This window comes from Pedobacter nutrimenti (assembly GCF_032678445.1).
Classification (GTDB): domain Bacteria; phylum Bacteroidota; class Bacteroidia; order Sphingobacteriales; family Sphingobacteriaceae; genus Pedobacter; species Pedobacter nutrimenti_A.
In genome coordinates, this window is sequence record NZ_JAVTSQ010000001.1 from 215,832 (window position 1) to 242,256 (window position 26,425).

Annotated in this window: 26 protein-coding genes and 1 tRNA gene; 11 read left to right on the top strand and 16 right to left on the bottom strand. The window is 40.5% G+C overall.

The features are described from left to right. Positions 1-192: 192 nt before the first annotated feature. The 3 genes from R2S08_RS00975 to R2S08_RS00985 are packed head-to-tail and all read right to left on the bottom strand — an operon-like array spanning position 193 to position 2,352. Positions 193-1,089, bottom strand: a complete 897-nt coding sequence (locus R2S08_RS00975) for a sterol desaturase family protein (RefSeq protein WP_316833445.1) — start codon at positions 1,087-1,089, stop codon at positions 193-195. Beyond that, a complete protein-coding gene (gene aroB / locus R2S08_RS00980; RefSeq protein ID WP_316833446.1) occupies positions 1,079-2,146 on the bottom strand; it encodes a 3-dehydroquinate synthase in 1,068 nt (355 codons plus the stop codon). Before aroB ends, R2S08_RS00975 begins: the two co-directional genes overlap by 11 nt. Next, on the bottom strand, positions 2,146-2,352 hold the full coding sequence (locus R2S08_RS00985; RefSeq protein ID WP_316833447.1) for an RNA-binding S4 domain-containing protein: 207 nt from the start codon (positions 2,350-2,352) through the stop codon (positions 2,146-2,148). Before R2S08_RS00985 ends, aroB begins: the two co-directional genes overlap by 1 nt. Positions 2,353-2,446: 94 nt before the next feature. Between R2S08_RS00985 and R2S08_RS00990 the strand changes: the two genes are divergently transcribed. Next, positions 2,447-3,631 carry a proline dehydrogenase family protein gene (locus tag R2S08_RS00990; RefSeq protein ID WP_316833448.1) on the top strand — a complete coding sequence of 395 codons (1,185 nt, stop codon included), beginning with the start codon at positions 2,447-2,449 and terminating at the stop codon, positions 3,629-3,631. 89 nt (positions 3,632-3,720) lie between these two features. Here the strand turns inward: R2S08_RS00990 and R2S08_RS00995 are convergent, their stop codons facing one another. From R2S08_RS00995 to R2S08_RS01005, 3 genes are all read right to left on the bottom strand, one after another. Further along, positions 3,721-5,088: a RagB/SusD family nutrient uptake outer membrane protein gene (locus R2S08_RS00995; protein WP_316833449.1), complete on the bottom strand. Its 1,368-nt coding sequence runs from the start codon at positions 5,086-5,088 to the stop codon at positions 3,721-3,723. A 21-nt stretch (positions 5,089-5,109) separates the two neighbouring features. After that, positions 5,110-8,235, bottom strand: a complete 3,126-nt coding sequence (locus tag R2S08_RS01000; RefSeq protein ID WP_316833450.1) for a TonB-dependent receptor — start codon at positions 8,233-8,235, stop codon at positions 5,110-5,112. A gap of 205 nt (positions 8,236-8,440) precedes the next feature. After that, a complete protein-coding gene (locus R2S08_RS01005) occupies positions 8,441-9,877 on the bottom strand; it encodes an amino acid permease (RefSeq protein WP_316833451.1) in 1,437 nt (478 codons plus the stop codon). Between the two features lie 271 nt (positions 9,878-10,148). Here R2S08_RS01005 and R2S08_RS01010 point away from each other — a divergent pair, with 271 nt between their 5' ends. The 3 genes from R2S08_RS01010 to R2S08_RS01020 all read left to right on the top strand — a co-directional run bounded on the left by R2S08_RS01010 (position 10,149) and on the right by R2S08_RS01020 (position 11,911). Beyond that, entirely contained in the window at positions 10,149-10,892 is a 744-nt protein-coding gene (locus tag R2S08_RS01010) for a ParA family protein (protein ID WP_158275263.1), read from the top strand. Between the two features lie 4 nt (positions 10,893-10,896). Beyond that, positions 10,897-11,166, top strand: a complete 270-nt coding sequence (locus tag R2S08_RS01015) for a hypothetical protein (protein ID WP_316833452.1) — start codon at positions 10,897-10,899, stop codon at positions 11,164-11,166. A gap of 193 nt (positions 11,167-11,359) precedes the next feature. Beyond that, positions 11,360-11,911, top strand: a complete 552-nt coding sequence (locus R2S08_RS01020; protein ID WP_316833453.1) for a hypothetical protein — start codon at positions 11,360-11,362, stop codon at positions 11,909-11,911. Here the strand turns inward: R2S08_RS01020 and R2S08_RS01025 are convergent. Then, positions 11,908-13,488 carry an FAD-dependent monooxygenase gene (locus tag R2S08_RS01025; protein WP_316833454.1) on the bottom strand — a complete coding sequence of 527 codons (1,581 nt, stop codon included), beginning with the start codon at positions 13,486-13,488 and terminating at the stop codon, positions 11,908-11,910. The genes R2S08_RS01020 and R2S08_RS01025 overlap by 4 nt on opposite strands. A gap of 99 nt (positions 13,489-13,587) precedes the next feature. On the opposite strand from R2S08_RS01025, the gene R2S08_RS01030 reads away from it, so the two are divergent. After that, complete coding sequence (locus R2S08_RS01030) at positions 13,588-14,529, top strand: AraC family transcriptional regulator (RefSeq protein WP_316833456.1); 942 nt, start codon at positions 13,588-13,590, stop codon at positions 14,527-14,529. Between the two features lie 39 nt (positions 14,530-14,568). Here R2S08_RS01030 and R2S08_RS01035 read toward each other — a convergent pair. Next, positions 14,569-14,642: transfer RNA gene (locus tag R2S08_RS01035), tRNA-Ile, on the bottom strand. Between the two features lie 65 nt (positions 14,643-14,707). Here R2S08_RS01035 and R2S08_RS01040 point away from each other — a divergent pair. The 3 genes from R2S08_RS01040 to R2S08_RS01050 all read left to right on the top strand — a co-directional run bounded on the left by R2S08_RS01040 (position 14,708) and on the right by R2S08_RS01050 (position 16,097). Continuing rightward, positions 14,708-15,343 (top strand): HAD family phosphatase, encoded by a 636-nt coding sequence (locus tag R2S08_RS01040; protein ID WP_316833458.1) that lies wholly within the window; start codon positions 14,708-14,710, stop codon positions 15,341-15,343. A gap of 5 nt (positions 15,344-15,348) precedes the next feature. Then, a complete protein-coding gene (locus tag R2S08_RS01045; RefSeq protein WP_133777623.1) occupies positions 15,349-15,669 on the top strand; it encodes an Mpo1-like protein in 321 nt (106 codons plus the stop codon). A 110-nt stretch (positions 15,670-15,779) separates the two neighbouring features. After that, complete coding sequence (locus tag R2S08_RS01050) at positions 15,780-16,097, top strand: hypothetical protein (protein ID WP_316833459.1); 318 nt, start codon at positions 15,780-15,782, stop codon at positions 16,095-16,097. Between the two features lie 158 nt (positions 16,098-16,255). Here R2S08_RS01050 and R2S08_RS01055 read toward each other — a convergent pair whose 3' ends face one another. Next, positions 16,256-16,570, bottom strand: a complete 315-nt coding sequence (locus R2S08_RS01055; protein WP_316833460.1) for a hypothetical protein — start codon at positions 16,568-16,570, stop codon at positions 16,256-16,258. 123 nt (positions 16,571-16,693) lie between these two features. Between R2S08_RS01055 and R2S08_RS01060 the strand changes: the two genes are divergently transcribed. Both R2S08_RS01060 and R2S08_RS01065 read left to right on the top strand, forming a co-directional pair. Beyond that, positions 16,694-16,993 carry a Dabb family protein gene (locus R2S08_RS01060; RefSeq protein ID WP_316833461.1) on the top strand — a complete coding sequence of 100 codons (300 nt, stop codon included), beginning with the start codon at positions 16,694-16,696 and terminating at the stop codon, positions 16,991-16,993. Positions 16,994-17,132: 139 nt separating this feature from the next. Continuing rightward, complete coding sequence (locus R2S08_RS01065; RefSeq protein ID WP_316833462.1) at positions 17,133-17,846, top strand: DUF4397 domain-containing protein; 714 nt, start codon at positions 17,133-17,135, stop codon at positions 17,844-17,846. A 72-nt stretch (positions 17,847-17,918) separates the two neighbouring features. Here the strand turns inward: R2S08_RS01065 and R2S08_RS01070 are convergent, their stop codons facing one another. After that, the gene (locus R2S08_RS01070) at positions 17,919-18,428 is read right to left on the bottom strand and encodes an FKBP-type peptidyl-prolyl cis-trans isomerase (RefSeq protein WP_316833463.1); all 510 of its coding nucleotides are present in this window, start codon (positions 18,426-18,428) and stop codon (positions 17,919-17,921) included. 103 nt (positions 18,429-18,531) lie between these two features. On the opposite strand from R2S08_RS01070, the gene R2S08_RS01075 reads away from it, so the two are divergent. Further along, the gene (locus tag R2S08_RS01075; RefSeq protein ID WP_316833464.1) at positions 18,532-20,520 is read left to right on the top strand and encodes a sialate O-acetylesterase; all 1,989 of its coding nucleotides are present in this window, start codon (positions 18,532-18,534) and stop codon (positions 20,518-20,520) included. A gap of 44 nt (positions 20,521-20,564) precedes the next feature. Here the strand turns inward: R2S08_RS01075 and R2S08_RS01080 are convergent, their stop codons facing one another. The 6 genes from R2S08_RS01080 to R2S08_RS01105 form a co-directional block, all read right to left on the bottom strand. Next, positions 20,565-21,461 carry a DUF3078 domain-containing protein gene (locus R2S08_RS01080; protein WP_316833465.1) on the bottom strand — a complete coding sequence of 299 codons (897 nt, stop codon included), beginning with the start codon at positions 21,459-21,461 and terminating at the stop codon, positions 20,565-20,567. 275 nt (positions 21,462-21,736) lie between these two features. Beyond that, positions 21,737-22,084 (bottom strand): hypothetical protein, encoded by a 348-nt coding sequence (locus tag R2S08_RS01085; RefSeq protein WP_316833466.1) that lies wholly within the window; start codon positions 22,082-22,084, stop codon positions 21,737-21,739. A gap of 80 nt (positions 22,085-22,164) precedes the next feature. Beyond that, positions 22,165-22,383, bottom strand: coding sequence for a hypothetical protein (locus R2S08_RS01090; protein ID WP_316833467.1), 219 nt, complete (start codon positions 22,381-22,383; stop codon positions 22,165-22,167). Between the two features lie 12 nt (positions 22,384-22,395). Further along, positions 22,396-23,697 carry a TolC family protein gene (locus tag R2S08_RS01095; protein ID WP_316833468.1) on the bottom strand — a complete coding sequence of 434 codons (1,302 nt, stop codon included), beginning with the start codon at positions 23,695-23,697 and terminating at the stop codon, positions 22,396-22,398. Between the two features lie 19 nt (positions 23,698-23,716). After that, positions 23,717-25,285 (bottom strand): DHA2 family efflux MFS transporter permease subunit, encoded by a 1,569-nt coding sequence (locus R2S08_RS01100; protein ID WP_316833469.1) that lies wholly within the window; start codon positions 25,283-25,285, stop codon positions 23,717-23,719. Beyond that, positions 25,269-26,318 (bottom strand): HlyD family secretion protein, encoded by a 1,050-nt coding sequence (locus R2S08_RS01105; RefSeq protein WP_316833470.1) that lies wholly within the window; start codon positions 26,316-26,318, stop codon positions 25,269-25,271. Before R2S08_RS01105 ends, R2S08_RS01100 begins: the two co-directional genes overlap by 17 nt. Positions 26,319-26,425: the final 107 nt, after the last annotated feature.

A 26,425-nucleotide genomic window follows, 5' to 3' on the forward strand; every position in this document is an offset into this window, starting at 1 on the left:
ACAGTTATATTGTTATATTTCTTGCATATTAGTCCCGGCTCTTACTAAAGTAGTAAAAGTAACCAAACCAATATGTTGTAATGTTGTTCATCTTTTCTTTTGTTGGGTGGCCTGTTTAAACAGCCCGTTTTTATTTTCGTTTCGCCAAATGTACAAACAAAATTTAATTTGTCAATAGCTAATTAAAAAAAATTATTTTCCGTGCTCTGTAGCCCTCAGCTCTTGTTGCAAAATTTTAGCAATCTTCGTACTGCCATCATGGCTCCATCCCGGTGGGTAAAGTGCATATTTAACCTTGTCTTTAAAGGTCGGAGCCTTCTTTATATCAGAGGAAAGCGCTATAAACTCGTGGAAAATAATGTTAACGGGCCCGGTGTCTGCAGGTTGTGTCGTCAAGCCATATTTTATTTCGTCTGTTGGAAGTTCTTCCTGAAATGTCCCGAACCAGCGGTCCCAAAGGATCAGGACCATCCCCATATTTTTATCCAGATAACGTACATTACTGGCATGGTGTACCCGGTGGTGAGATGGGGTCACAAAAATATATTCAATAACAGGGTGTAGTTTTCCAACAGTTTGGGTATGGACTATGTTCCCGTAGATTTGTGTAACGAGGTATGCAAAAAGAATATCCAGTGCTGAAAAACCCATAAAAGCCAGTGGCAGGTAAAAGAAGACACGGTACAAGGGTTCGAATACGGTAGACCGGAAGCCGGTAGTGAGGTTAAAATGTTCTGAAGAATGATGGGTAACGTGCATTGCCCAGAAGAACCTTACATAGTGGCCAACGGTATGCAGGAACCAGTACAGGAAATCCTGGCCAAGGATCAGTACAATCCAGTAGACATAGGGATTTGGTATCTCAAAGAACCTGAACTGATAACAATAATCCAGGAGAAAAAAGGTGGCTGTTTTCATGCCCAGATTGATCACGATGGCAGCACACATCAGGTAAACATTTGTCCAGGTATCTCTTTTGGTATACAGTTTCCGGTCATGGATATAACTGAAATACATTTCTGCAAGAGAAATGACCAGAACGAGCGCAAAGAGCGTAGTAACCGTTATATTTCTTGGATCAAACAGCATAAATTGAATTGTAATAAACTAAACTTTCCAGGATGTCTTTCTCTGTTACCCTGCAATTGTACTCGCAATGACCAATATGATCAAGTAAAGAAAAGAGAATCTGGCCATGTTCGTTCTTTTTGTCACTTTGCATCAGTTTAAGCAAAGCTTCAAAACTATCCGGAGCAATGGTGTATTCTGGATACAGGCTGGTGATATAGCTGGTGATGTCTTTTAATTCGGCTTCTTCCAGGTGATTGTAACGCTGAGACAGAAAAGCCTCACAGATCATACCTATAGCAATAGCTTCGCCATGGGTGAGTGGTTTCTGGTCATGATTCAAGGCATAGCTTTCTACGGCATGACCAATGGTATGACCAAAGTTCAGGATCTTTCTAAGGTTCTGTTCTTTTGGATCTTCGGTAACTACTTGATTTTTAATCTCTACAGAATGTAATACGATTGCCGGATCAAGTTGTTTGAAGTCACTGTTTTTTAGAGTTTCGTAGTAATCTTTGTCTGCGATTAAGCCATGTTTAATGACTTCTGCGAAGCCCGACAACAATTCCCGCTCTGAAAGTGTGTTCAGAAATTCATGTTCAATAAATACAGCCTTTGGTAGAGTAAAGGTACCCACCATATTTTTTACATTGTCTACATCTATTCCTGTTTTTCCGCCAACTGAAGCATCCACTTGTGAAAGTAGCGTAGTAGGTATATTGACGAAATCAATTCCTCTTTTATAGGTAGAGGCTACGAAACCGCCCATATCGGTAATTACTCCACCACCCAGATTGATCATCAGAGATTTGCGGTCTGCTTCAAAATCCAATAGTGTTTTCCATATGCCAATACAAAAATCTATATTTTTGTTTTCTTCTCCAGGATCGGTTTCGATCAGGTCAAAGCCATTAAAATCATCCAGCATTTCCCTGAACACAGGCAGGCATTTTTCAGAAGTATTGCTGTCTGCAAATACAAATACTTTGCTATATTTTCCTTTTTCTATCAGCTCCATCAGCGGCGCAAGGCGCGTTTCAAAATGGATGGTGCTCTCAAAACTTTCTAAACTTGCCATTAAATTACTTTAATTGATTGCCCCATAAAATTAATCACATCACCTGTACGGACTTTTAAACGCTTGCGGTAGTCAACTTTTCCATTGTATTTCACCAGTCCGTCTTCTACAACAGTCTGCGCTTCACCACCACTTTGTACCAGTGCTGTGGCTTTTAAAAGTTGGATTAAGGGGATAAATTCGCCTTCTAGCTTAAATTCTATCATCGTGCAGCAAATTTACAATAATTACAAAGTGTTTTACCATGGTTCGGTGTGGAATTTATATTTTTGCACCGTCTTGACTAAATTATATTGACATATGGAAATATCCCCCAGAAAAAGATTGAATTTCGAAAACACTGAAATCGCTTTTCGGAATAAATCGAACGCTGACCTTAACAGTGCTTATTGGCTGTTCAAAGCTATAGGCAGTAATTTTTTGACACAAATCGGCCCACCAATCACAATTTTTTTTTTAAAAGCAGGTTTACCTATCAAATCAATCATTAAAGCAACCATATTTAAACAATTCTGTGGTGGTGAAACCATCGCAGAATGTGAACATACTATAGGACAGCTGGCTTTGGGCAGAGTAGGTACTATTTTGGACTATTCTGTAGAAGGCGAAGAAGAAGAGGAAGTTTTTGATTTTACCTGCGAGGAGATCATCAGAACAATTGAAAGGGCAGCGGGTGATCCGCGTATTCCCATTACTGTATTTAAAATTACAGGTATAGGCCGTTTTGCACTTTTGGAGAAGTTAGACGCGAAGCAAGAGTTGAACGTTGCTGAAACTGCAGAGTTTGAAAAAGTAAGAGCACGCTGTGAGAAAATCTGCCGCAGGGCTTATGATAAGAATGTTCCGATCATGATCGATGCAGAGGAGACCTGGATTCAGAAAACTATTGATGAACTGGCTCTGGATATGATGCGTTTGTTTAACCGGGAGAAACTTTTGGTGTATAATACTTATCAGATGTATCGTCACGATAAGCTGGCTGATATGAAGGCCGACCACTTGATTGCGAAAGAAACGGGTTTTATCCTTGGGGTAAAGATGGTGCGTGGCGCTTATATGGAGAAAGAAAGAAAACGGGCTTTAGAAATGGGCTATCCGTCGCCGATCCAGCCAGACAAAGCTGCTTCTGATGCTGATTATAATGAATCTTTAAGATACTGCGTGGCGAATATCGAAGAAATTGGTTTCGTTTGCGGTACGCACAATGAAGAAAGCTGCAGGATTCTGGCGCAATTGCTGGATGACAATAGTATTTCTCATAACCATCCACATGTGTATTTTGCACAATTGCTGGGAATGAGTGATAATTTGAGTTTTAATTTATCTGATTCGAACTATAATGTGGCCAAATATGTTCCTTATGGTCCTGTTAAAGCCGTACTGCCATATCTGTTCAGGAGAGCACAAGAAAATACTTCGGTTGCAGGCCAGACCAGCAGAGAATTGTCTTTAATTGAGAAAGAAAAGAAACGCAGAAAATTGTAAGTCGTTTCATTCGTAAAAGAATGAACGGAATTAATAAATAAGGCCCGGAAAATGAATTCCGGGCCTTTCTTGTATTATAGTCGGTTTGGTTAGTACCCTTGGTTTTGAGTAAGCATTGAATTAATTTTCCTTTCTGCATCCGGTATTGGATAGAGGAAATAATTTCGGTCTGCTTTGCTCATCATTTCTGTTAGCGCCAAGCCTGTTCTGCAATAGTCAAACCAGGCCTCGCCTTCAAACATGAGTTCCAGTCTTTTCTCTTTTTGCACCGCGGTAACAAAGCTGGCCACATTGCTAAAGCTTGCATTGTCAGGGGTGCTGATTCCAGCTCTGTCTCTCACTTTTTTATACGAATTGTAGGCTGCAGTGCTCACCGCGCCATCTACACGTGCCTGGGCTTCTGCATGAATCAGGTATAATTCGGCAAGACGGATGACTGGGAAATTTTGGACGGCAGGGCTGAACAGTCTGTATTTTCCGATATAGTATTTCGGATCATCAGTATTTTGGTAGATGGTGAATGCTTTTCTCTTATCGGTGTCCTCATACATATCGGCTATTGAAGCTCCTTCTGCATAGAACAGCATAGAAGGACTTGGGTTACTTACCGAAGCCAGGGTATTGGTGGCCTGTTCATCAAACTGCAATTCAAAAATAGATTCTGCAGTGTTTTCGGTTTTCCAGATAGAGGCATAGTCTTCCTGCAGTGAAAAACCGCCACTGGCAATGACTTCTGAAGCCAGCCGGGCTGCATCAGTGTAGGTCTTTGTGGTTGCTCCGTTATAAAGGTATACTTTTGCCAGCAGGGCTTTAGCAGCATTGCTGGTTGCCCGCCCTTTGGTTTCTGCGGTACTGCCGTAGCTTCCGGGTAGCAGGATGGCTTCTTTAAGGTCTGAAATGATTTGTGTATATACATCAGCGGTGGCATTTCTCGGTACTTTCAGATTGTCTGTTTCTCCCGTTGGTGTGATGATCAATGGTACATCTCCAAAGGCCCTCACCAGCAGAAAATAGCTGAGTGCTCTTACAAATTTTCCTTCTCTTATGAACTGTTGTTTTTTTGCGTCACTGATTGCCCCTTGTGGCATTTCATTAACTTTGACCACGACATTATTGGCCGCATTTATGGTCGCATAGCTGGCATTCCAGATGTTTTGAACCCAGGGATTATCTATACGAATGGTATTGGATTTGAAATCGGTATATTCTGCATAGCTGGCGGCATGGTTAACCTGCTGAGCGGAAAATTCGGGAACAATAACGATCGACTGCCCATAAGAATAGGGGCTAAGCAATGTTCTGTACATTCCGGTTACCGCAGATTGGGCTCCTTGTTCGGTGCTGAAGATATTATCTGGAGTAACTTGTGCAATAGGTTCACGATCGAGAAATTTTTTGCAGGAGCCAAGGCTAAAAAAGATACTGGCTGCAAGTATATATTTAAAAGTTGTCTTCATTGTATGTTGATCTTTGGGTCCTTAAAAAGTTAAATTAACGCCGGCTGTAAATATTCGTGGCTGTGGGTAACTGCCGTAATCATAGCCATAAATAAGGCCTTGATTGGCTCCTCCCTGGTTAGAACTGACTTCCGGATCATAACCGCGGTATTTGGTGAATACAAATGCGTTTTGAACAGTTGCATAGACGCGCAGGCTTTTTACTTTTAATTTCTGTATCGTTTTTGCATCCAGGGTATAGCCCAGAGTGATGTTTCTAAGCCTGAAAAAAGAACCATCTTCTACAAATCGATCGGATATGGCAGTGTTGTCAAGGCTTCCTGGTGTTGGACGGGGAACATCTGTAATGTCTCCCGGATTTCTCCAGCGTCTGGTCCAGTCTATAAAGCCGTTGCTGCTTTTATTGCTTCCGTCAAGACCTGAAGCTAGGTTGTAGTTAAATACGTCATTTCCGTAAGAAAACTGCCCCATGATGCTCAGGTCAAAGTTTTTATACTGGAAGGTATTGGTTATGCCACCAAAAAAATCCGGATTTGGGTTGCCTATAATTACGCGGTCATTCGGATCAGTTGGGGCACCCAGTGTGCCATCTTTTTTAACATAATCGATCAGACCGGTTTGCGGATTTACCCCTGACATTTTCCAGCCATAGAAGGTGCCCAAAGGTAGTCCTTCGCGGGCGATATTAAGGTTTCCAATACCTCCATATAATTCTCCTCCCGGCAGGGAAATTACCTTGTTTCTGTTAAAAGACATGTTAAAAGACGTATTCCATTTAAATTCACCTACCAGGTTCTGGCTTGAGATTTCAAATTCAAACCCTTTGTTCTGGATCTTGCCTACATTAGTAAAACGGGTTTGAAAGCCGGAAGTGCCTGGGATAGAGATCCCCACCAGTAAATCCGAGGTGTTTTTAACATAATAGTCAGCCAGCAGGGAAATTCTGTTGTTAAAAAAGCCCATATCCAGACCTATATCTGTTTGTTCGGTGGTTTCCCATTTCAGGTTCTTGTCGCCTAGTACATTTGGTACGTAACCGGAGTTTCCGAGATAGTTATTGCTGCCGCTATATAGAGAATAGCTGGCGTAATTAGGGATGTTCTGGTTACCGGTGATCCCCCAGCTGGCCCGTAATTTAAGATTACTGATGGTTTTGTTGGTTTTTAAGAAATCTTCATCAGAGGCACGCCATGCTGCACCAAAGGATGGAAAGGTACCATACCGGCTATTGCTACCGAAACGTGAGGATCCGTCTACCCGGATGTTGGCCGTGAAAAGATATTTGCCTTTATAATCATAGTTTACCCTCGAAAAAGCAGAGGCGATACTCCATTCTTCCGGGTAAGAATTGGCTCCTGTCAATGTACCCCCAGCTGAAATATACTTAATGTCGTTGGAAGGAAAGTTAGACCGGCGGGCATCTACAAATTCAATTTTTGATTGCTGAACTGAAGCTCCCGCAAGGGCATCAATATGATGCTGCCCAAAATTTTTATCGTAGGTTAATGTGGTTTCATTGATCCAAAGCTGATCTCTGGTATTTCTTCTTGCGCCAATACCGCCTTGTGCAGCGAAAGAGCGGATTCCGTTGGGCGGCATAAAAAAGGTCTCATCAATATAGCTTAAATCTGCCCCAAAATTGGTTTTTAATGTTAGTTCCGGAATGATCTTATATTCTGCAGTAGCACTGGCCAGCACCCGGAAGGTTTGGGCATTATTGACTGGTAAAAGTAACATCGCTACCGGATTCTCCCGGCTTGTATTCACCTGGTCGTAGGCATAACTCCCGTCAGGATTGTATACCGGAATATTTGGTGCAACAAGAATACCGTTTTTTGTCGACCCTTCTTTGGAATTTTCCTCTTGTACACGATCGTTTAAGGCCCTGGTGAGGTTTATCCGTGTTGAAAATTTAAGCTTGTCGCTGTGCTGATGGTCCAGGTTCAATCTTGCACTTAAACGGCTGAAGTTGGAGTTCAGGATTACACCACCCTGACGCATATAACCAATAGAGGTATAATACTGGGTTTTATCAGACCCTCCGTGTGCAGAGAGTTCATAATTGCGGGTAGGTGCGGTCCTGAAGATTTGATCTTGCCAGTTTGTGTTGATATCGGGATTGGCCAGTATTTCTGCGGGAACTGGGGTTGGGTTCCCATTGGCGTCCAGCAGGTATTTGTAATAATCTTTCATGTAATCCTGATATTGGGCGGTATTCATGAATTTATATTTTCGTTCAGAAGGGACCTGGGAAAAACCTTCGTAAGCATTGAAGCTAAAATTACTGGCTCCGGGTTCTCCTTTTTTCGTCGTGATCAGCACCACGCCGTTTGCCGCTCGGGCACCATAAATGGAGGAAGAGGCCGCATCTTTAAGAATTTCTACAGATTGTACATCAGAGGGATTTATAGAGGCGAGGATATTGATGCCCTGGGTTCCTCCACCAAAGTTGAAGTCGCTTCCGCCGGTAAAGTTGGTGGTGCTGTTTACCGGAATACCATCGACTACATAGAGTGGATCTGAACTGGCATTGATGGACGTTGTACCCCGAACCCGGATATTGAGTCCGCCTCCCGGAGATCCTGATTTCTGTGTAACTTGTACGCCGCCTGCTTTTCCCTGAATGGCCTGTGTGATGGTCGGCAGTACATCATTTTTAATCTGGTCTGCTCTGATACTGGAGACTGCACTGGTTAATTTAGCCCTGTTTACTGTACCGTAGCCAGTGCTGACTACCTGAACTTCCTTAAGTGCTTTGGACTCAGACTGGAGTATGGCGTTAACGCTTTTTCTGTTGCTGACCGGTTCTTCTTTCGGTTTATAGCCGATAAAGGAGAAAACAAGGATGGCGTTACCTGTTGCTGCAATCCGGTAATTTCCTTTCGCATCAGTATTGGCTTTTGCTGTGGCGCCTTTTACGGTGATGATCACTCCAGGTAAGGGCCCGTTGGCATCGGATACCGTTCCACTTACGGAATCTTTTGCTGCGGTATCCTTGTGCAAAGTATCCTGTTTAGGGATCGATGCAGGCGCTATGGAAGGCTTTATCGTGTCTTTACGGGTCGTGTCAATCTGACCATGAACAATGCTGGTGCTAAACACCAGAACAAGAAGGAATACGAAGTAAGGTAGAGGGTTTCTTTTCATCTGAAATGCGCTATTCTTTAAGTAATGTGCTTATTAATAGCCCATAAAGGCACAATCTTTGCGCCATACGGTCAGATAATCTTTAAGTATTTAGGGTAGAAGTGGTTACATTATTTGTGCTGTTTTTTGTTGTAGAACTCTTCTACAGCCTGTAGGAAGAAGGAACAGGTTTTAGTCCTTATCCTCCTTAAAAAGGCTTAGAACCTTAAGCTTGCTTTTGCTGATTTCTTTTTACGAGTAGAAAACACAGATATAGCAAAAGTATCCAGCCAGGAATCAGTTCTACAGGTAACTTCATTCCGGTTACCCACATGATGACCAGTATACCCACCAGAAAGATCAGGCAGATGTAATTGGACAGTGGATAGATAAAAGAAGGGAATTTAGTTTTGACGTTTTCTGCCTTTTTCGCTTTCCTGAATTTTAGATGTGTAATACTGATCATAAGCCAGTTGATCATTAGCGAAGAGACGACCAGTGACATCAATATGCCTAGTGCTTCTTTTGGAATAAGTTTATTAACGATGATACATATAGCAGCAAATACACTGGAAACCAATATAGCCATAATGGGAACATGACTTTTATTCAATTTCTTTAAAAAAGATGGTGCATTTCCTTGCTCTGCCAGTCCATAGAGCATACGGCTATTGCTGTATACGCAGCTATTATAAACAGATAGGGCAGCAGTTAAAACGATCATATTAAGCGCATTGGCAATAATGCTTGTAAAATAAATGGTTTTGCCCAAAAAGCTAAATTGAAATCCTTTTAGACTTTCAAAAACCATAACAAAGGGGCTGCTGTCTGTCGTGATATTTTTCCATGGAGATAAAGAAAAAAGGATCACCAGGGCACCTACGTAAAAGATCAGAATACGGTAGATCACTTGATTTGTTGCTTTAGGGATGGTTTTTTCGGGGCTTTCTGCTTCCGCAGCAGTGATTCCAATGAGTTCCAGCCCACCAAATGAGAACATAATCAGGGTAATGGCTGCAAAGAGGCCCTGAAAGCCGCCCTTTCCATCGGAGCTAAAAATTCCTTTTGGAAAGAAACCACCATCATTCCACAGATTTTGGATGCTGGCCTGTTCACCACCTGAACCGCTAACCAGAAGGTAAATCCCGAAAATGATCATAGCAATAATAGCAATAACCTTCACAATCGAGAACCAGAATTCAACTTCACCATACACTTTAACAGAAGTGAGGTTTAATGCATTTATGGCAAGGAAAAAGAAAAGGCTCGAGGTCCATAAAGGAATTTCTGGCCACCAGAAATGGACGTAAATCCCAATTGCAGTAAGTTCAGACATGCTGACAAGGATATAAAGTACCCAATAGTTCCAGCCTGAAGCAAAACCAGCAAAAGATCCCCAGTATCTATATGCAAAATGGCTGAAACTGCCAGACACGGGTTCTTGTACAACCATTTCCCCCAACTGGCGCATGATGAAAAAAGCAATGATACCAGCTAGTGCATAACCGAAAATTACAGAGGGGCCAGCAAGCACTGCCGCGGGGCCGATACCTAAGAATAGTCCGGTTCCTATAGCACCGCCAAGGGCAATAAGCTGGATATGTCTGTTTTGTAAACCTCTTCTTAATTTTTGCCCCTCAGGTGCTTCGTTTGTTTGTTTCAATGTGTCTGTAATTGGTCTGAAGGCAAAAGTGTAAACTTATATTCACTTCAGGTATAAAAAGGGCAAATTTAAATTAAATTGTCAATATATCTTATTATCATTGCGTCCTTATATAAAGATATATTGATGAAACTATCATGCGCACATGATAGCTTCATAACCTTTAAAATTAATTATATACTAATGAAACCATCATAAGCATATCGCTTACAAACAGCAATGAATATGCTTATGATAGCTTCATAACAATTAAAAATCAAATTATATACTAATGAAAATTATTGCTGTTATAAACCATAAAGGCGGCACGGGAAAAACAACCTCAACCTTGAACATTGGAGCCGGATTGGCGCGTATAAAGAAAAAAACATTATTGGTTGATATCGACCCTCAATCTAATTTAACAGAAGGATTAGGACTGAGGGATGTTAAAGTGTCTATCTACGATAGTATAAAAGATGATACCGCTCTTCCTATTGAATCTGTTTCTGAGTATCTGGATATCGTTCCTTCTTCCCTGGATTTGCTGGGCGCAGAGATTGAGCTGGTTTCCCGGTTAGGAAGAGAAACCATCCTAAAGAGATTATTAAAATCTGTACAGGGAAAATATGATTATGTCCTGATTGATTGCGCACCAGCTTTAGGTATGCTTACCGTAAATGCGTTGGTCGCTGCCGATACAGTGATGATTCCATTAGAAGCCGAATATTTCGCCTACCGGGGGATTGACAGGCTGGTGTCCATCATTTCTGATGTAAGAACGCATTACAATGAAGACTTGACCATTGGGGGAGTATTCATTACAAAGATCAACCCACGGAGGGTAATTACAGAGCAAATTACAGCCAGTATAAAGAAATACTTTAATGATAAACTATTTGATACTTCGATCAGGATCAATGTCTCGTTGGTAGAGGCCCAGCTTAAGGGGGTAGATGTATTTGAGTATGCACCTCTGTCCAATGGAGCAGTCGATTATTCAGATTTGGTAGATGAAATTTTAGTTAAACTATAAGGTTATGGCAAAGAAAAATTTAGGTGATATAGAAGACAACAATAAGAATTTGGGTGGAGTATCTGCTTTGTTTAATTCTCCTGTAAAAGGGACTTCGGCAAAAGAAGACTCGGTAAAAGAAGTAAAACAGAATAAACTGGCTGAAGAAGAAACAACCTATCCTTTGAGGCTTAGGAAGAGTGCTTTAAAGGCATTGAAAATTCTGGGTGCTCAGAAAGGAATTACAGTGAAGGAATTGATCTTATCTGTTATAGAGAAAGAATACGATTTGTAAATTACTGATACGGACCTGTTATAGGGCCGTTGCATACCAGCTGCATACAAAGTGCATACCTTGTTTGCAAAACAGTTACCCTTTTGCGAACAAGGTATGCACTTTGTATGTTTTTAGTGTGCCCTTGTCCAAAGTCTGACATCATTTGCTCTGGCATGAAAAATGGTATAGGTTATTAGTTAAATGAAAAGATATGGCTATACCATCGTTGAAGCGGGTTAATTTTAAAAAAGTGAAAAAGGATGTGGGCGAAGGCTTTAAAAACCTTGCTGCAGGGGGCTTTAAACAGATTTTTAACCAGATTAATCAATTAAATATCAAAAAAGGAGTTGACGGTATGGGGATTGACAAATTTATCAATCAATGTGCTTTACTGGCGGCGGGATCTGGTTTAATTACAGGAGTAGGTGGAATTAGTACAATGCTGATTGGTACTCCTCTTGATGTAATCAATATCATTACCCAACAATTTCGGGTTACACTGGCAGTTTCTTATCACCGTACAGGTGCTTACAAGGTAACTTTTGATGATTTTTTTAAGATCGTTGCATCTTCTGTTAAAGCGGATACCAAACTGGCGATCAGTAAAAATATCATGGAGGAAGTTGCCGAGAAAATCCTCGCTAATTTAGGTTCAAAAGTAGGTCGGCGTCTCGTACCTGTAGTTGGCGGTCTGATTGGTGGAACGGTCAATTATCTGTTCATAAAAGGGGTTGCAAACGAATTGAGGAAAACTGAAAGCTAGATCTTGCGGAATAAAATTGACTGCATCACTTCCAGTAAATTGCCAGACGTTAGTTTAGCTGCAACGAAATCATCGGGTCTGATGAGCAGTGCTTCATCTTGCGTGGTATGGCTGAGTTTTTTCCAGTTATTCAATAGGTTCTCGTTGTTTAATGTGATCAGTTGAATATTGATGTTTAATTGTTGCTGCACTTGAGCCGTTTCAATCTGCCAGCTTTTATTGCCGTTAGCGATTAATACAAACTGACCTCTTATCCAGTCCAGTGAGGATAGGGTATGTGAATCATTAAGCCAAAGGTGCGGGATCCGGGTTCCTGCTTGTCCGGTAAAATAGGTAAAGGGCAAATGAGCTTCTCTTTTAACCGCTGGTGAATCATAACCATAATCAGGTAAACCCATCAGATCTTTAGCTTTGGTGACCATCAATACGCTATTTATCAATCCGTTTTTGTCTGCCAGTTGACCTGAGAGCTTGGCATAATAAGCGCCTACGGGCTGACGTTCCATATGGTAAGTGTCCAGCAAGGAGTCGTTTGAACCATGTTTCAATACTGCTCCCAGTTTCCATGCTAAATTCTGTACATCCTGGATACCTGTATTCGCGCCTTTCCCTGCATAAGGTGTCATGGTATGCGCAGCATCTCCTGCAAGAAAAATTCTTTTAATAAGCATTTGACTGGCAATTGTTACCGTAAGTTGCCATGGCAAAACTTTAAGAATGGAAATTTTTATATCCGGAATGCCCAAAACATGCCGAAGAATGGAGATGAGTTTTTCTTCAGGATAGCTGGCTATGGTTTCCCCGTTTTCAGGATAGAAACGTACATGAAATGCCCATTTGTTTTTGTTGTTAATGGCCAAAAGAAAACCTGTTATTTCTGGTGTGTCGATCAGAAACTGGCTAAATTCTCTTCCTTTCACCAGGAGTTCCAAATCAGCTTCAAAATAGATATTGAGCAAATTGGTCCAGGAACCATTGCCAGATATCGGAACATTCAATTGTTTTCTTACCAGGCTGTTTGCACCATCTGCTGCAATCATATAGTCTGCAATGATCGTATATTGTTTGTTGGTTTCTCTGTTTTTTACCAAAATTTCTACTTCGTTTTCACGTGGGTTGAAACTGAGCATCTCCTGATAAAAACGGAGATCCAGACCCTGTTTCTGTGCGGTTTTATAGATAATGGCTTCGCTGATATCCTGTGTACAGCGACATACCGTTTCAGGAGATTTTTCAGCAAAGGATTTCATCTCTTTTTGTGCCTCTATTAATTGGCTGGGCGTTATTTTACCAACAGGGTTTTGTAAAGCCTCGATCATATTGTTTCCCCGTATAATACCCCAGGCGGGTGCTAATGATTTTCCGCCTTCACGTAAATCCTCACTAAGCCCAATTGCTCTGAATAACTCCATCGTTCTGACGTCAATGGTTCTTGATCGTGGATGTATTGAGGTCCCTTTGTGTTTTTCTATCAGGATAAAGTCAACTCCTTGTTGTGCTAAATATAGTGTAGCGGCGAGCCCGGTAATTCCACCACCTAGGATTACGACCTGCGTTTTTTCAGTTTGCTGTTCCATTTCTATTAATTGTATAAGTTTTAATAGCACAAATTTAGCTGACCATTAAAAAATAAAATAGCTAATTTAGATCAACTAATAGTCTTATCCGCTCAATTTATGGCGACAAATTCGAAAGTTGAAAATGAGATTTTAAAAGACCCGGCAAAGTTTGTTGGAACCAGGCTTGAAAATGGTGTGACGTATATTCCTGCAAATATGGGCAAGGGGTATATTAAAGGCTTTTTTATTCATCCTGAATTACGATTAATTGTGAGGCAGTATGAATTGAAAGAGGAATGGCTGCTGGACAGGGGAATCGGTAAAGAGGAAAATGAGTTTATCGTGATTGCTTTTCATGATATTTTACAACCATCATCAGGCAATAAGTTATTGCCATCAGTACAGGTAGCTACCAGTAACTTTAATATTGAATATCTTCCTGCGAACAGAAAAATCAATTCGATACTGATTACTGTGAGTACAGCGTATTTAAAGGAATTACTGAAACCAAAAATGGGGGATACCCTGTTGCAAATGGTCACTTCCAGTAATCAACCTTTTTTATTTGAAGAAATCATTTCGCCAAAAATACAAGAAGTTGGAGCGGATGTTGTGACTGCAAATCCTACAGGAGAATTACAAGATCTTTATTACAAGATAAAAGCGGAAGAACTGATCTATTTATTATTTGTGGAGCTATTGAAAAGGCAGGACACGACTTTGCAAAGGTTGAATACGGCTGATATTAAAAGGATATATGAGGTAAAGGATAAACTTCTTTCAAACATAGACACGCCGCCAAGACTTCCAGAACTTGTGAGACTTTCGGGTATGAGTGAATCTAAATTAAAGCGGCTTTTTAAACAAATTTTTGGAAAGAGCATTTACAATTATTACCAGGGTTTCAGAATGAAAAAGGCAGCTTATCTCCTCAGGGAAGAAAATTTGTCCGTTTCGGAAGTGGGGTATCGTTTAGGTTTTTCAAACCTTAGTCATTTTTCAAGGTTATTTGAAGCGCATATTGGTGTAAAGCCAAAGAAGTATTCTGCAGGTAAATAAAAAGCCGTTTCTCTAAAAGAAAAACGGCTTTTTAAACAGTGGGCCCAGCTGGGCTCGAACCAGCGACCAAAAGATTATGAGTCTTCTACTCTAACCAACTGAGCTATAGGCCCCGAAAATCGGTTTGATTTTGCGAGTGCAATGTTACATATTTACATCGAATTTTGAAAACACTTTTATGCAAAAAATTAAAAATATTATTTTCGATTACGGTAATGTGATCTTTGAGATCAACTTTAAAAATGCTCAATTTGCTCTGGAACAACTAGGTATCTCTAATGTTGCCGGATTTTTTGATCACAAAAGTCACAACAATATTTTTGATGATTTTGAGACAGGTACCCTTACGCCAAATCAATTTAGAGACGGAATCCGTAAAGAAGCGGGAGATAATTTAATTTCAGATGAACAAATTGATGCTGCATGGAACAGTTTATTAATCGGTGTTCCTCCGGGAATTCACGAATTACTTTTAAGGGTCAAAGAAAAATATCGCACTTTTCTATTGAGTAATAACAATGAAATTCATTATCTATGGATCATGGACTATTTAAAAAGAGAGTTTAAAATGGAGTCAATTGATCATCTTTTTGAAAAGGCCTATTTCTCTCAGCAAATGTATTTGCGTAAACCGAATGTAGAGATCTTCGAACAAGTCATCAGAGAGAACAATTTGGTGCCCGCAGAGACGTTATTTATAGACGATAGTCCTCAACATATAGAAGGGGCAAAGAAAGCAGGATTGAACGCTTTATTAATGACCGCGCATCCCCAGCACCTCGAAAATTTTTTACAGGAAAACCATATTATCTAAATTTCATGCCAGATACCCGATTCAAATCATTAAAAGAATTTTATCCGTTCTATTTAACCGAACACCGGAACCTCACCAGCAGAATACTTCATTTTATTGGGACAGGTCTGGTTGGCCTTCTGTTGATAGGTGCTATACTTTTTCATGAAATGAAATTTTTGATTGCTGTTCCTTTTGTTGGTTACGGCTTTGCCTGGATTGGGCATTATTTTTTTGAGAAGAACAAACCCGCTACCTTTAAATACCCCGTCTATAGTCTGGCCAGTGATTTTATCCTTTTTTGGGATTTGTTATCAGGAAAGCAGCCATTTAGAGTAAAGGGCTAAAGCAAGGAAAAAATAAATCGTATAAAATTTATTATTTTTACTTCGAGAGCGTTAATATTGCGGAGGTAAATCAATTTGATTTCCTCCGTTTATTTTTTTGAGGATGCCTTATGACTGTAACTGTATTGCCAATTTTAGAACCTGATTCCCTTAAAACAGCCCCACTGGCCAAAGTGATGAACGAAAGACTTCAGCGTCTTGCTGTAGAATTGCAGGACACGCATTTAAAGAAGCTTCATTCTGTTGAGCCACTTTCCGAAGATATTGTGATTTACATCGGTTATACGGGCAAATATAATGTTCGTTGGAGGATCGTAAATGATGTTGCCCCGGAGATTGAGATAGAGGTGGCTAGAAAATGTGCTGACTTGGGGTACGTACTCTGGAAAACAAATACCATATTTTCGAAAAGTGATCCTTCCAAATAGCCGGATCAATACATTTGGATTTATTTTTATTTTAAAAAACAAAAGCCCTGTTTATTTGTTCATGTAAATGAGAGCGTTAATTAGGTAAGCGGGGTATTTCTACGGAGATATCCCGCTTCCGTTTTTCATAGAGGTTTACATGCCGAAAATGTGTATCATCACTGGTCAGTCTCTCCGGATAATGTAATGATGCCCATCACAGATAATTCATTCAAGACAACAGGGTCAGGAGGATTATCTGTGATTAAACAGGTAAATTGAGAAAGTGACACGGATTGTACATAAGCATTTCTTTCTATTTTGGAGGAGTCACATAGCAAATAGATCTGGTCTGCATTGAAGCAGAATGCCTTTGTTATCGAGGCCTCAAGTTCTGTATTGGAAGTCAGCCCTTTTTTGATTGAAAAGCCACCTGTTCCTATAAATGCTTTTGGAGCATGGTAATGATGAATATTTATTATTTGAAAATGCAATGGCCATGATTTCAAGCGGAGAAATTCAAGATGGCAAAACAATTATGCTGTTGCAATATCTTTCTTTGTCAAAACTCATGAATTAAAATGATGGATTGGTCTTATATTTGGCGAAAAAAAATTATGATAGCTCATCACGTTTTATTCTGGCTTAAAGCCGACACGACAGAAGATCAAAAGAAAGCATTTCGCAAAGGCCTGGAAACATTAAAGGATATAGAAGTTATAAAAAACTTTCATATTGGTACTCCAGCCGCGATTGAGCGTGCAGTAGTGGATATTACTTATACCTTTTCTTTGACTTTGTTTTTTGAAGACCTTGCAGGCCATGATGTTTACCAGGTACACGATCTGCACAAGGCTTTTCTTGATGAATTCCGTATTCTCTTTGATAGAGTAGTGATTTACGACGCAGAAGGATAGTGTTTTACCTGAAATTCTGTTAATGTTTGGATTGCCTTAACAAACATTAACAGGATTTAACACTATTTAACGAAGGTGCTTTAGATTAAAATGAATATTTGCATATTAATTTTTACTATAGTTAACCTTTAAATCTTCAATGATGAAAACCTTTACCAACATCAACTTTAAGAGATCACTATTGGTCTTTTCCTTTTCTCTACTTTTTGCAATAATTTGGAGTTCCTGTAAAAAGAGTGATAGCACAGATACAACTACTATAAGCTATCTTAGCGTGGTAAACGGATCACCTTCTACGGGTACATTTAATGTTTATGCAAATGACGTAATAATGAACAAAGCAGCCTTGCCAATGGGGGGAAGTGTTCTTCCTTATGTACAGTTGGTATCTGGCAGCAATACATTGAGATTTACGACAGCAAGCAGTTCGGATAATTTGTTAAGCAAATCAATTTCCTTGTCGGGAAGCACGGCCTATACTTATTTTTTAATCGGGCAGTCCGGACAGCTTGATGGTGTATTGGCTACAGATGTAATGACAACCGTTTCAACGGATAAGGCCTTTGTTCGCTTTGTGAATTTATCCCCCGATGCACCATCTTTAAACCTGGCTGTTACAGGGGGAAGTGTAGTGATCAATAACCAATTCTATAAGCAAGTGAGTTCTTTTGTAGCAGTGGATCCAAAAACGTACTCTTTTGATATCCAGGACCAGTCTACAGGAAATGTAAAGACAACATTGACTGGGGCTACATTTGTTGCAGGTAAGTATTATACTGTAATGGCACTTGGAATGATGGCACCAGGCGCTGCTGAAAATCCGCTGAACGCTCAGGTAATGACAAATCAATAAAAATAAAAGCCTTGACGGGGATTGAGTTCTGGCCCTGTCAAGGCTTCTGATTTTATAGATTAATGGATATTGCTATTGAACATTATTCAATGTAATATCGAAATCAAGTACAGAGTTGGCTGGGATCGATCCCTTGGTCACATTTCCATAGGCAAAATAAGAAGGGATAATCAGGCGTATCTTTCCATCTTTTTGGATTTTCTGAATACCAAACTGCCATCCGGCAATAACATTTCCCAAAGTAAAAGTTGCTGGTGTTTTTCCTGTAGTCGTGTCGAACACGGTGCCATTTAGTAATCTGCCCGTATAATCGGCAGTGATTTGAGTACTGGCAGAATAAGTAACACTTCCGCTTCCGGGAGCAATAACCTGATAAAAAATTCCTGATCCTTCATCTTTTTTCATTTCCGTAAGGTTATTGGCTTTCACAAAAGCTCTTATCGCAGTGGTATCTGCTTTGAATTGTGCTATTATTTGTGTCTGATCAACTTCTGGAACATCATTGTTACTTTTAGAACATGCAGCAAGGCATCCTGCCAGGCAAAGCATTAATAAACATTGTTTTATACTTCTTCTCATCATAAGACAAATGTAAAGATTAGAAATAATTCTTTTGTAGCCGAACCACCATCTAATTTGTAACTTTATTTTTAACTTACCCTTCTTAAATGAAACCCAAATCCTTATGAACTTAAAAAAAGCAAGCCGAACCTGCTTATTTAAACTCACTTTAACCATTGCTCCATTACTGTTTTCCAATTTTAGCGAGGCTAAAGTTGTGCTTCCTTCAGTGTTTAGTAACAATATGGTACTTCAGCAGAAGACCAGTGCGGCCATCTGGGGAAAAGCAAAACCGGGTGTTAAAATAACCGTTACTCCCAGCTGGAATCTGGAAAGATACAGTGGTGTTGCAGATGCCGATGGAAACTGGAAAATAAAGGTAGTAACGCCATCTTACGGAGGTCCATATACTTTGCGGATTTCTGATGGTGAACCTGTTGTTTTAAAAAACATACTTATTGGGGATGTATGGGTTTGTTCGGGGCAATCCAATATGGAAATGCCGCTGGCAGGCTGGGGTAAGGTACATAATTATGTACAGGAGATAGCCCTGGCCAATTATCCGTCTATACGTTTGTTGCAGGTTGAACACCTCACTGCTAACCAGATGAAGGATGATGCCAGTGTGACCAACGGAGGATGGACCGTATGTAGCCCGGCTACAGTGACGGAGTTTTCTTCAACGGCTTATTTTTTTGCCAGGGAGATTTATCAAAGAACAAAAATACCAATTGGGTTGCTTCATACTTCCTGGGGTGGTACTGTTGCTGAAGCCTGGATGAGCAGTTCTTCATTAAAAAGAATACCTGCTTTTGCGTCGGCTGTTGAAGAGATTGAAAGAACTCCTGGTGAAGATAAAAATTATGCTGACAAATTGCTGAACTGGCAGAAGGTTGTTCTGGATAAAGATTTGGGTTATCACGACCAAAAGCCTATTTGGAGTGCCGAAGACGCAGATATTTCTTCCTGGGCGGAGCTTAAAGTTCCTGGTTTGTGGGAAAATGAATTAAAAGATATAGATGGTGTTGTCTGGCTAACCAGAAAAATCACTCTTCCGGAGAATTGGGCTGGTAAATCACTGAAAGTAAATATCGGACCTGTTGATGATGATGAAATCACCTGGTTTAACGGATCGGAAATCGGAAGAACGCAGGGCTATAATCAGCCGCGGGTTTATACAATTCCAGGAAATTTGGTTAAAGCCGGTGAAAATACGATTACGGTGAGGGTGTTTGATAGTGGAGGCGGGGGTGGAATGTACGGAGAAGAGAAGGATCTTCAGTTCACAGGTCCGGATGGAAAGAAAGTGGGCCTTTTCGGTTCATGGAAATACCGTGTCGGGCTTAATTTAAAAGATGTTCCACCTATGCCTGCATCTCAGGATTCACCAAACCGTCCTTCTGTACTTTACAATGCCATGATCCATCCTTTTCTGCCTTTTTCTATTCGCGGGGTGATCTGGTATCAGGGAGAAAGCAATGCAGATCGTGCTCATCAATATCAATCTCTTTTTCCTTCTTTGATCAGAGACTGGAGATCAAAATGGAAGGAAGGTGATTTTCCGTTTTATTTCGTCCAGCTGGCGGGTTTTATGAAAAGAGAAGAAGAACCAGTACCATCGAAATGGGCGGAACTTAGAGAGGCGCAACTCAAAACACTGTCTTTACCCAATACAGGAATGGCTGTTGCTATAGATATAGGGGATGCAAACGATATACATCCGAAAAATAAGCAGGAGGTTGGACGGCGCCTGGCGCTGATTGCTCTGGCAAGAAATTATCAAAAGAAAATCAGTTATTCCGGGCCACAGATGCAATCTTTTAAAATAGAAGTGGATAAGGTGCGGATTTCCTTTGCACATGCTGATGCCGGTTTAAAAGTGCAGGATGGAAAAGTGCTGAAAGGATTTGTTATTGCCGGGGCTGATCAGAAGTTTTACCGGGCTGAAGCGGTCATCGAAGGAAATACAGTCGTGGTGAGTAGCGATCAGGTGAAACAGCCTGTTGCCGTTCGTTATGCCTGGGAAAATAATCCGGATTGCAATTTGTATAATGGAGCCGGATTACCTGCGTCTCCGTTTAGAACGGATACCTGGAAAGGGATAACAGAGTAAACAAATAAGGGAAGCAATAATGCTTCCCTTATTTGTTTATAGGGCTAGAATTTGTACGTTAAGCCTGCGCCAAAGATCTGTTTGACTTGTAGGGCTTTTTTGGTGCCCGCTGGAGTTCCATCAGCATTGAACTCCTTAATCTCGGTCTTGTCATCGTAGATCAGTTGTACCCCTGCATTCACAGTGACAAACTTGTTTACCTTCATAAACAGGTTTGCAGTGTAGTCTGTGTATATATTGCCTGGTTTATCCAGATAATTCGAATAGAGTTTCAGGATATTTTCAAAACCAATGTTTTCCATGAGGTTTATTTTGTAATAAGCATCCAATGATGCGCCGAACTCATAGCGTATTTTTTTTCCCTCATCTACTCCATACGATGTAGCAAGTGCAGTGTCTCTTACAATAATGAGGCGGGAAGCAAAAGGAGAGATGTTGATTCTAAAATTATCAGATTTTTTATAAGCAAAACCTGGTCCGAAAGTCAGATAGCCAGGAGCGAGGAAATCGGAGATTTTCTTGTCAGGGCCTGTACTATTATACTGATATCCCTTTGAAAACTGCGTCTGGAAATTTGCATAAAAAGTATACAACCAGTATTGCGCGGCCTTATAGCCCAGTAAGCTATTTAAAATGATGCGGTCATCATTTTTACGCGTACCAATTCCTTGCTGTTTACTTAAACCGTAACCAAGAATGGCCTTGTTGTCCCAACTCCATTTGTCTTTCTTATAGTTAAAATCGTAATTAAAAACCAGATTGCCAGCAACTGAGTTCACACCTCCTGCCGACCAGTTGGAAAAAGAACTTTGATTGATCAAAAAGGTGTTTTCCCCGTGAATTGTCCACCTTTTGGTGGTATCAGCTTTGGGGGCTGTATCTTGTGCATAGCCAGTAATTCCTATGACTATCAGAAGAAGAGTAAGCGTAAAATTTTTCATGAGCCTGTTTTTTGATGAATAAATAGATTAACTTTTGATGATTGAATCCATCCGGATTTTGGTTAAAAAAAAATCCCGGTCATTAGACCGGGACTTATGCTATATAGCCAATAAGGTCCGAAAATGGCAACGGTTTTCCCATCGTCAGTTGTTGGAGTTACGTTGAAATTTGTTTCCATAGGTAAGATTAAATTAGATGTATATACTTCTAAAATAACCTTTTTTAAGCTAAAAAGAAAAATATTCTTGAAAAATCGGGCAATTTTATCGCCCTTTTAGGCAGGATTAAAATACCGCTGCACAGCCTCATGAATCACTTCCGGTAATGATTCCATACTTCTGTTCTTAACCTCAAACTGGCCCGAATTGAATTTTTGAATATAGGTGCCTTCTGTTTCGCTGAATTTCAAGAAGCCTTCTACAAAGAAGCGTTCTTCCAGTACAGAAGAGGAATCTAAGGATCTGAAAGTAAGATGTTGAATTTGTTTTGTTTCCTTATTGAACAGCAGCCAATGAAAAATCTGATCTACAGTGCTGCCTGCAGGCTGGTCAAGTCTTTTAATCTCGAGAATCGAAATCTCTTTAGAATCGAGGTAATAAAGTGTATCAAAAACAATTTGCATAGGTTTCTTGTGTGGCTGCAAATTTAATATTTATGTTTAAAGACCAAATTGATAAATTAAAAAAATATGACCAGAAATAGTTACCAGTCCATTTTATAGCAATCATATCCGCATGATCTCACCAGTCTTATAATTTCACAACGTTCCAGACCGTCGGTTTCAACCCTCAATACTCTTTCTTCATCAGTAAGATCCACAGACCAGTTTTGGATTTCTATTTGTTTGTCGAAGACCTTTTTCAACTGAGAAAGATCTTCGACAGACTCAATATTGGAAACAAAAATGAAAACGTTTATCATGGAGGGTTTCTTTTACCAGTACTTAATTCCAGTTAACCTGGCCATTTCAACTTGTGCGAGGCAAAGTTGATATTCATATTGCAATCTGGTCAGTTCTGCTTTTTGAACATTTGTACTGGCACTGGTTAATTCCAGGTTTGTGCCTATACCATTCTTGTACCTGCTTTGCGCAAGTTTTTGTGCTTCTTTGGCCTCTGTAACCTGACCTCCAGCATTCACCAGGCTGGAACGATTGCTATTGATATCAGTCAATATCTGTTTAATATTACTCTTAAAAGTATTATTCAGCGTCTCCTGTGCGAACCTGGTTTGCTTCAACTGGCTTTCTGATAGTCTTTCCTGTTTTTTTGCCCGGCCTCCCTGATAGATCGGGATATTTAGCGTTACACCTGCTGTATAATTGTATCTGAAGCGGTCAATATCTGGCGCATAACCGTTGGTATATCCAGTTCCTGCATTCAACGTCAGGGAAGGTTTTCCACCGGTTTTACTTAAAGCGAGTTCCGCTTCAGCCTGGGCAATTCTGTCTTTAAGGAGCTTAAATTCAGGATTGTAATTCCACGCATGTTCCAATGATTGTTCTGCTCCGTCTTCTAATCCTTGTATTGGAAAAGTAAAGCCAAGTGGAGCTTTATCCATCTTCGTTCCTGTAGTATATTCCATCAGGATATATTGTTTGTCCAATGAAGTCTGGAGATCAATTTTTCTATTGTTTTCCTGGTCGATACTGGACTGTATAGAGAGTACATCATATTTTAATGCATCCCCATTTTTGTATTTGACCTCGGTATCCTTTTTATTTCGCTCCAGAAAATCGATCACACTGTTCTGGATTTGTATGGCAGCTTTTAAGTAAGCAATCTGAAAATAGATGTTCGATACTTGTGCTGCCATCTGATTTTTATTATAATCCAAATTGTCTTTAGCGAGCATAAGGCCTGTCTTGGCCCGATCTACACCGGCCTTTACGACACCAAAATCCCAAAGCGTATAACTGCCATTTACAGAAGTCTTATAATTGTTTTTAGGCATGATCTGAAAGCTAAGAGATTGCGCCCCGGCTGGTATAGAGATTTCGGATACCGGATTAATGTAGTTGTAAGTTCCTGTCGCCTGGAAAGAGGGAAGGCCGGCAGCTTTCGCAAGCGTGATGCGCTGCTGTTCAACATCTATAGCCTGTCCAAGTTCTTTAAACTGAGGGAAATAATTGAAAGACTGGTTGATGAGAACAGATAGATCTCCTGCAGTTTGCTGTTGTGCATATACAGAGCTACAGCTGAAGGTGATAAGGAATATATTGAATAAACGTTTCATAGTATTTATGTAATAATAATTAATGTGCTGCTGCCGCTACTTTTGCTCTGGTCTCTGCATCCATGCTTTCATTCTTAAGCAAAAGCATAAAAGGAATAGTGCACACAAAGAAGACAGCTATTAAAAGAAAACCATCCAGATAAGCCTGCATTTGTGCCTGGTTAGATAATGCATGGTCTAAAACACCGTAGGCACCTTGTTTCGCTGCTATGGGATTTACCCCTTTTGCAACCATTCCCTGGGTAATTCCATTTAGACGCTCTGTGAGTAAGGGATTATTGTTCTGCAGATTGGAAACCAGATCGGAGCGGTGTGTAGCGAAACGATTGGTGGCATAGGTATTCATAATGGCAATCCCGAAGGCACCTCCCAACTGTCTGAACATGTTGTTTAAAGAAATCCCATAGGGCATGTCCTGTGGTTTTAACCCCACAACGGCCTGACTTAAAAGAGGTACGGTTAGGCAGCCTGTTCCAACACCCCTGAAAATTTGAGGTAAGCTGAACCACCATCTTCCTGATTCTGGTGTGGCAAGTGAAGAGGTATAACCATGAAGGATAAACAGAATAAAACCTGCGATGACGAAGTAAATGGGCTTTATACCTTTGCCAAGACCAGCTCCTATAAAAGGCATAGCAAAAATGGAGACTAATGCGCCTGGAACCATTGAAAGTCCGGCTTCTGTTGGCGTATAGCCCATTACCCGCTGTACCATGACTGGAAAAAGATATACAGACCCGAAAAGGCCGAAGCCACAGACAAAGGTGAGCACATTACTGCCAATCAGGTTTCTGTTTTTCATTACCCTCAGGTTAATTGCAGGTGTTTTGGTATGCAATTCCCACCAGATAAAAAAGCCAAGTCCAAGTATGGCGGCAAGCGTCAGGTATCTTATGGATTGCGCCTGAAACCAGTCGTCAGACTGTCCCTTTTCAAGTATATATTGAAGTGCACCCACGCCAATAGTTAAAGAAAGTATACCTATATAGTCGATGGGGATGGCTTTCTTATTGATATTGTATTCGTCAGGCTTTTTGTCAATGAATTTCCAGGTCAGCAATGCTGCTGCTATACCAATTGGAATGTTGATGTCAAAAATCAGAGCCCAGTGATAATTGTCTACAATATAGCCCCCCAGAATTGGACCAATGGTTGGGCCGATGACAATGCCCATTCCAAATATACCTCCGGCAATTCCTTTTTCCTCCGGTTTGAACTGATCAAAAAGGATACCTTGAGATACAGATAGCAGGGCACCACCACCTATGCCTTGAACAAATCTCCAAAGGACCAGCATCCATAATGAAGTAGAACTGCCACACATATAAGAAGAAAGAGTAAATATGACAATCGAAGCCAGATAGTAGTTTTTTCTACCAAAGTACCGGCTTAAGAAGCCGGTCAGCGGAATAATGATCACATTGGCAATAGCATACGCTGTTACCACCCAGGAGGCATCTTCCAGTGTAGCGCCCAATGTTCCACTGATGTTGTTCAAGGCAACATTGACAATAGAAGTGTCGATCAGTTCCATCATTGCAGCAGTAATGGTGGTGATGACAATAATGATTTTAATGTATTTTGACATCTGCTTCTACACTAAGTCCTGCTTTTAAAATTCCGGTAAAAGTTTCCGGGCGATCAATCTCGATAGTTACGGGAACTCTTTGAGTCACCTTTACAAAGTTTCCTGTAGAATTATCTGGTGGAAGCAGGGAGAATTTTGCACCGGTAGCATCACTGAAGCCAGATATTTTGCCGGAGATCTTATGATCAGGATATCCATCTACCTTAATGTCTACAGGCTGTCCAACTTTCATATGCTCTATCTGCGTTTCTTTAAAGTTGGCTACAATCCAGTATTTGTCATTACTGATTAAGCTGAACAAAGGCTGGCCACCTTGTACGTATTGTCCCTTTTTTAAATTTGTTTTACCCACTTTTCCGCTTGCTGGTGCAATGATCCGGGTATAAGAAAGATTAAGCTTGGCCTTTGCCAGCGCAGTTTCTTTAGCTGCAACGCTCGCTTTGGCTTTTTCAATCTGAGCTTGCGCAGTACTGGTTTGTGTGCCTGCCTGGGTTACTTTACTGCGACTGGAGATCAGTAATTTCTGAGCGGTTTGATAGGCCGATTCACTGTTTTCAAACTGACGCTGGGTAATAGAGCCTTCTTTAAATAAAGCCTCATCTCTTGCTACGTCTCTTTTTGCTTTTTGTAAGGCAACCTCCTCCACACTCACTCCAGCAGATGCAACTTCTTTGTTAGAACCAATAGTCGGAATTTGGGACTCAGCACTGCTTAGATCTGCTCTTGCGGCCAATAGATCTGCCTCAGCTTGCTGTACCGCAAGAATATATTCTGTATCATCAATTACAGCGAGCGTATCACCTTCTTTAACCTGCTGGTAATCTAAAAGAGAGAAATGATCAATGTAACCCGCAATGCGGCTCAGTACAGGGACTGAATTGGTTTCCACCTGTGCATTATCTGTGCTTTCAAAATTCAGAGCATGATTAACCTTGCTAAAAGTGAAATAGCAAACCACAATAGCCACCACACCTAAACCTGCAATTTTTGCTGTCTTAACAGCAGGAGATTGTTTTTTTTCTTCTTTTTCCATGACATTATTTAATGCTGCAAATGTAAACTAAGTTGACTATATTTGTCAACCAAGTTTACTACTTGAAAAGAAAAAGACATTCTGTTGACAATGAGTAATTGTTAAAA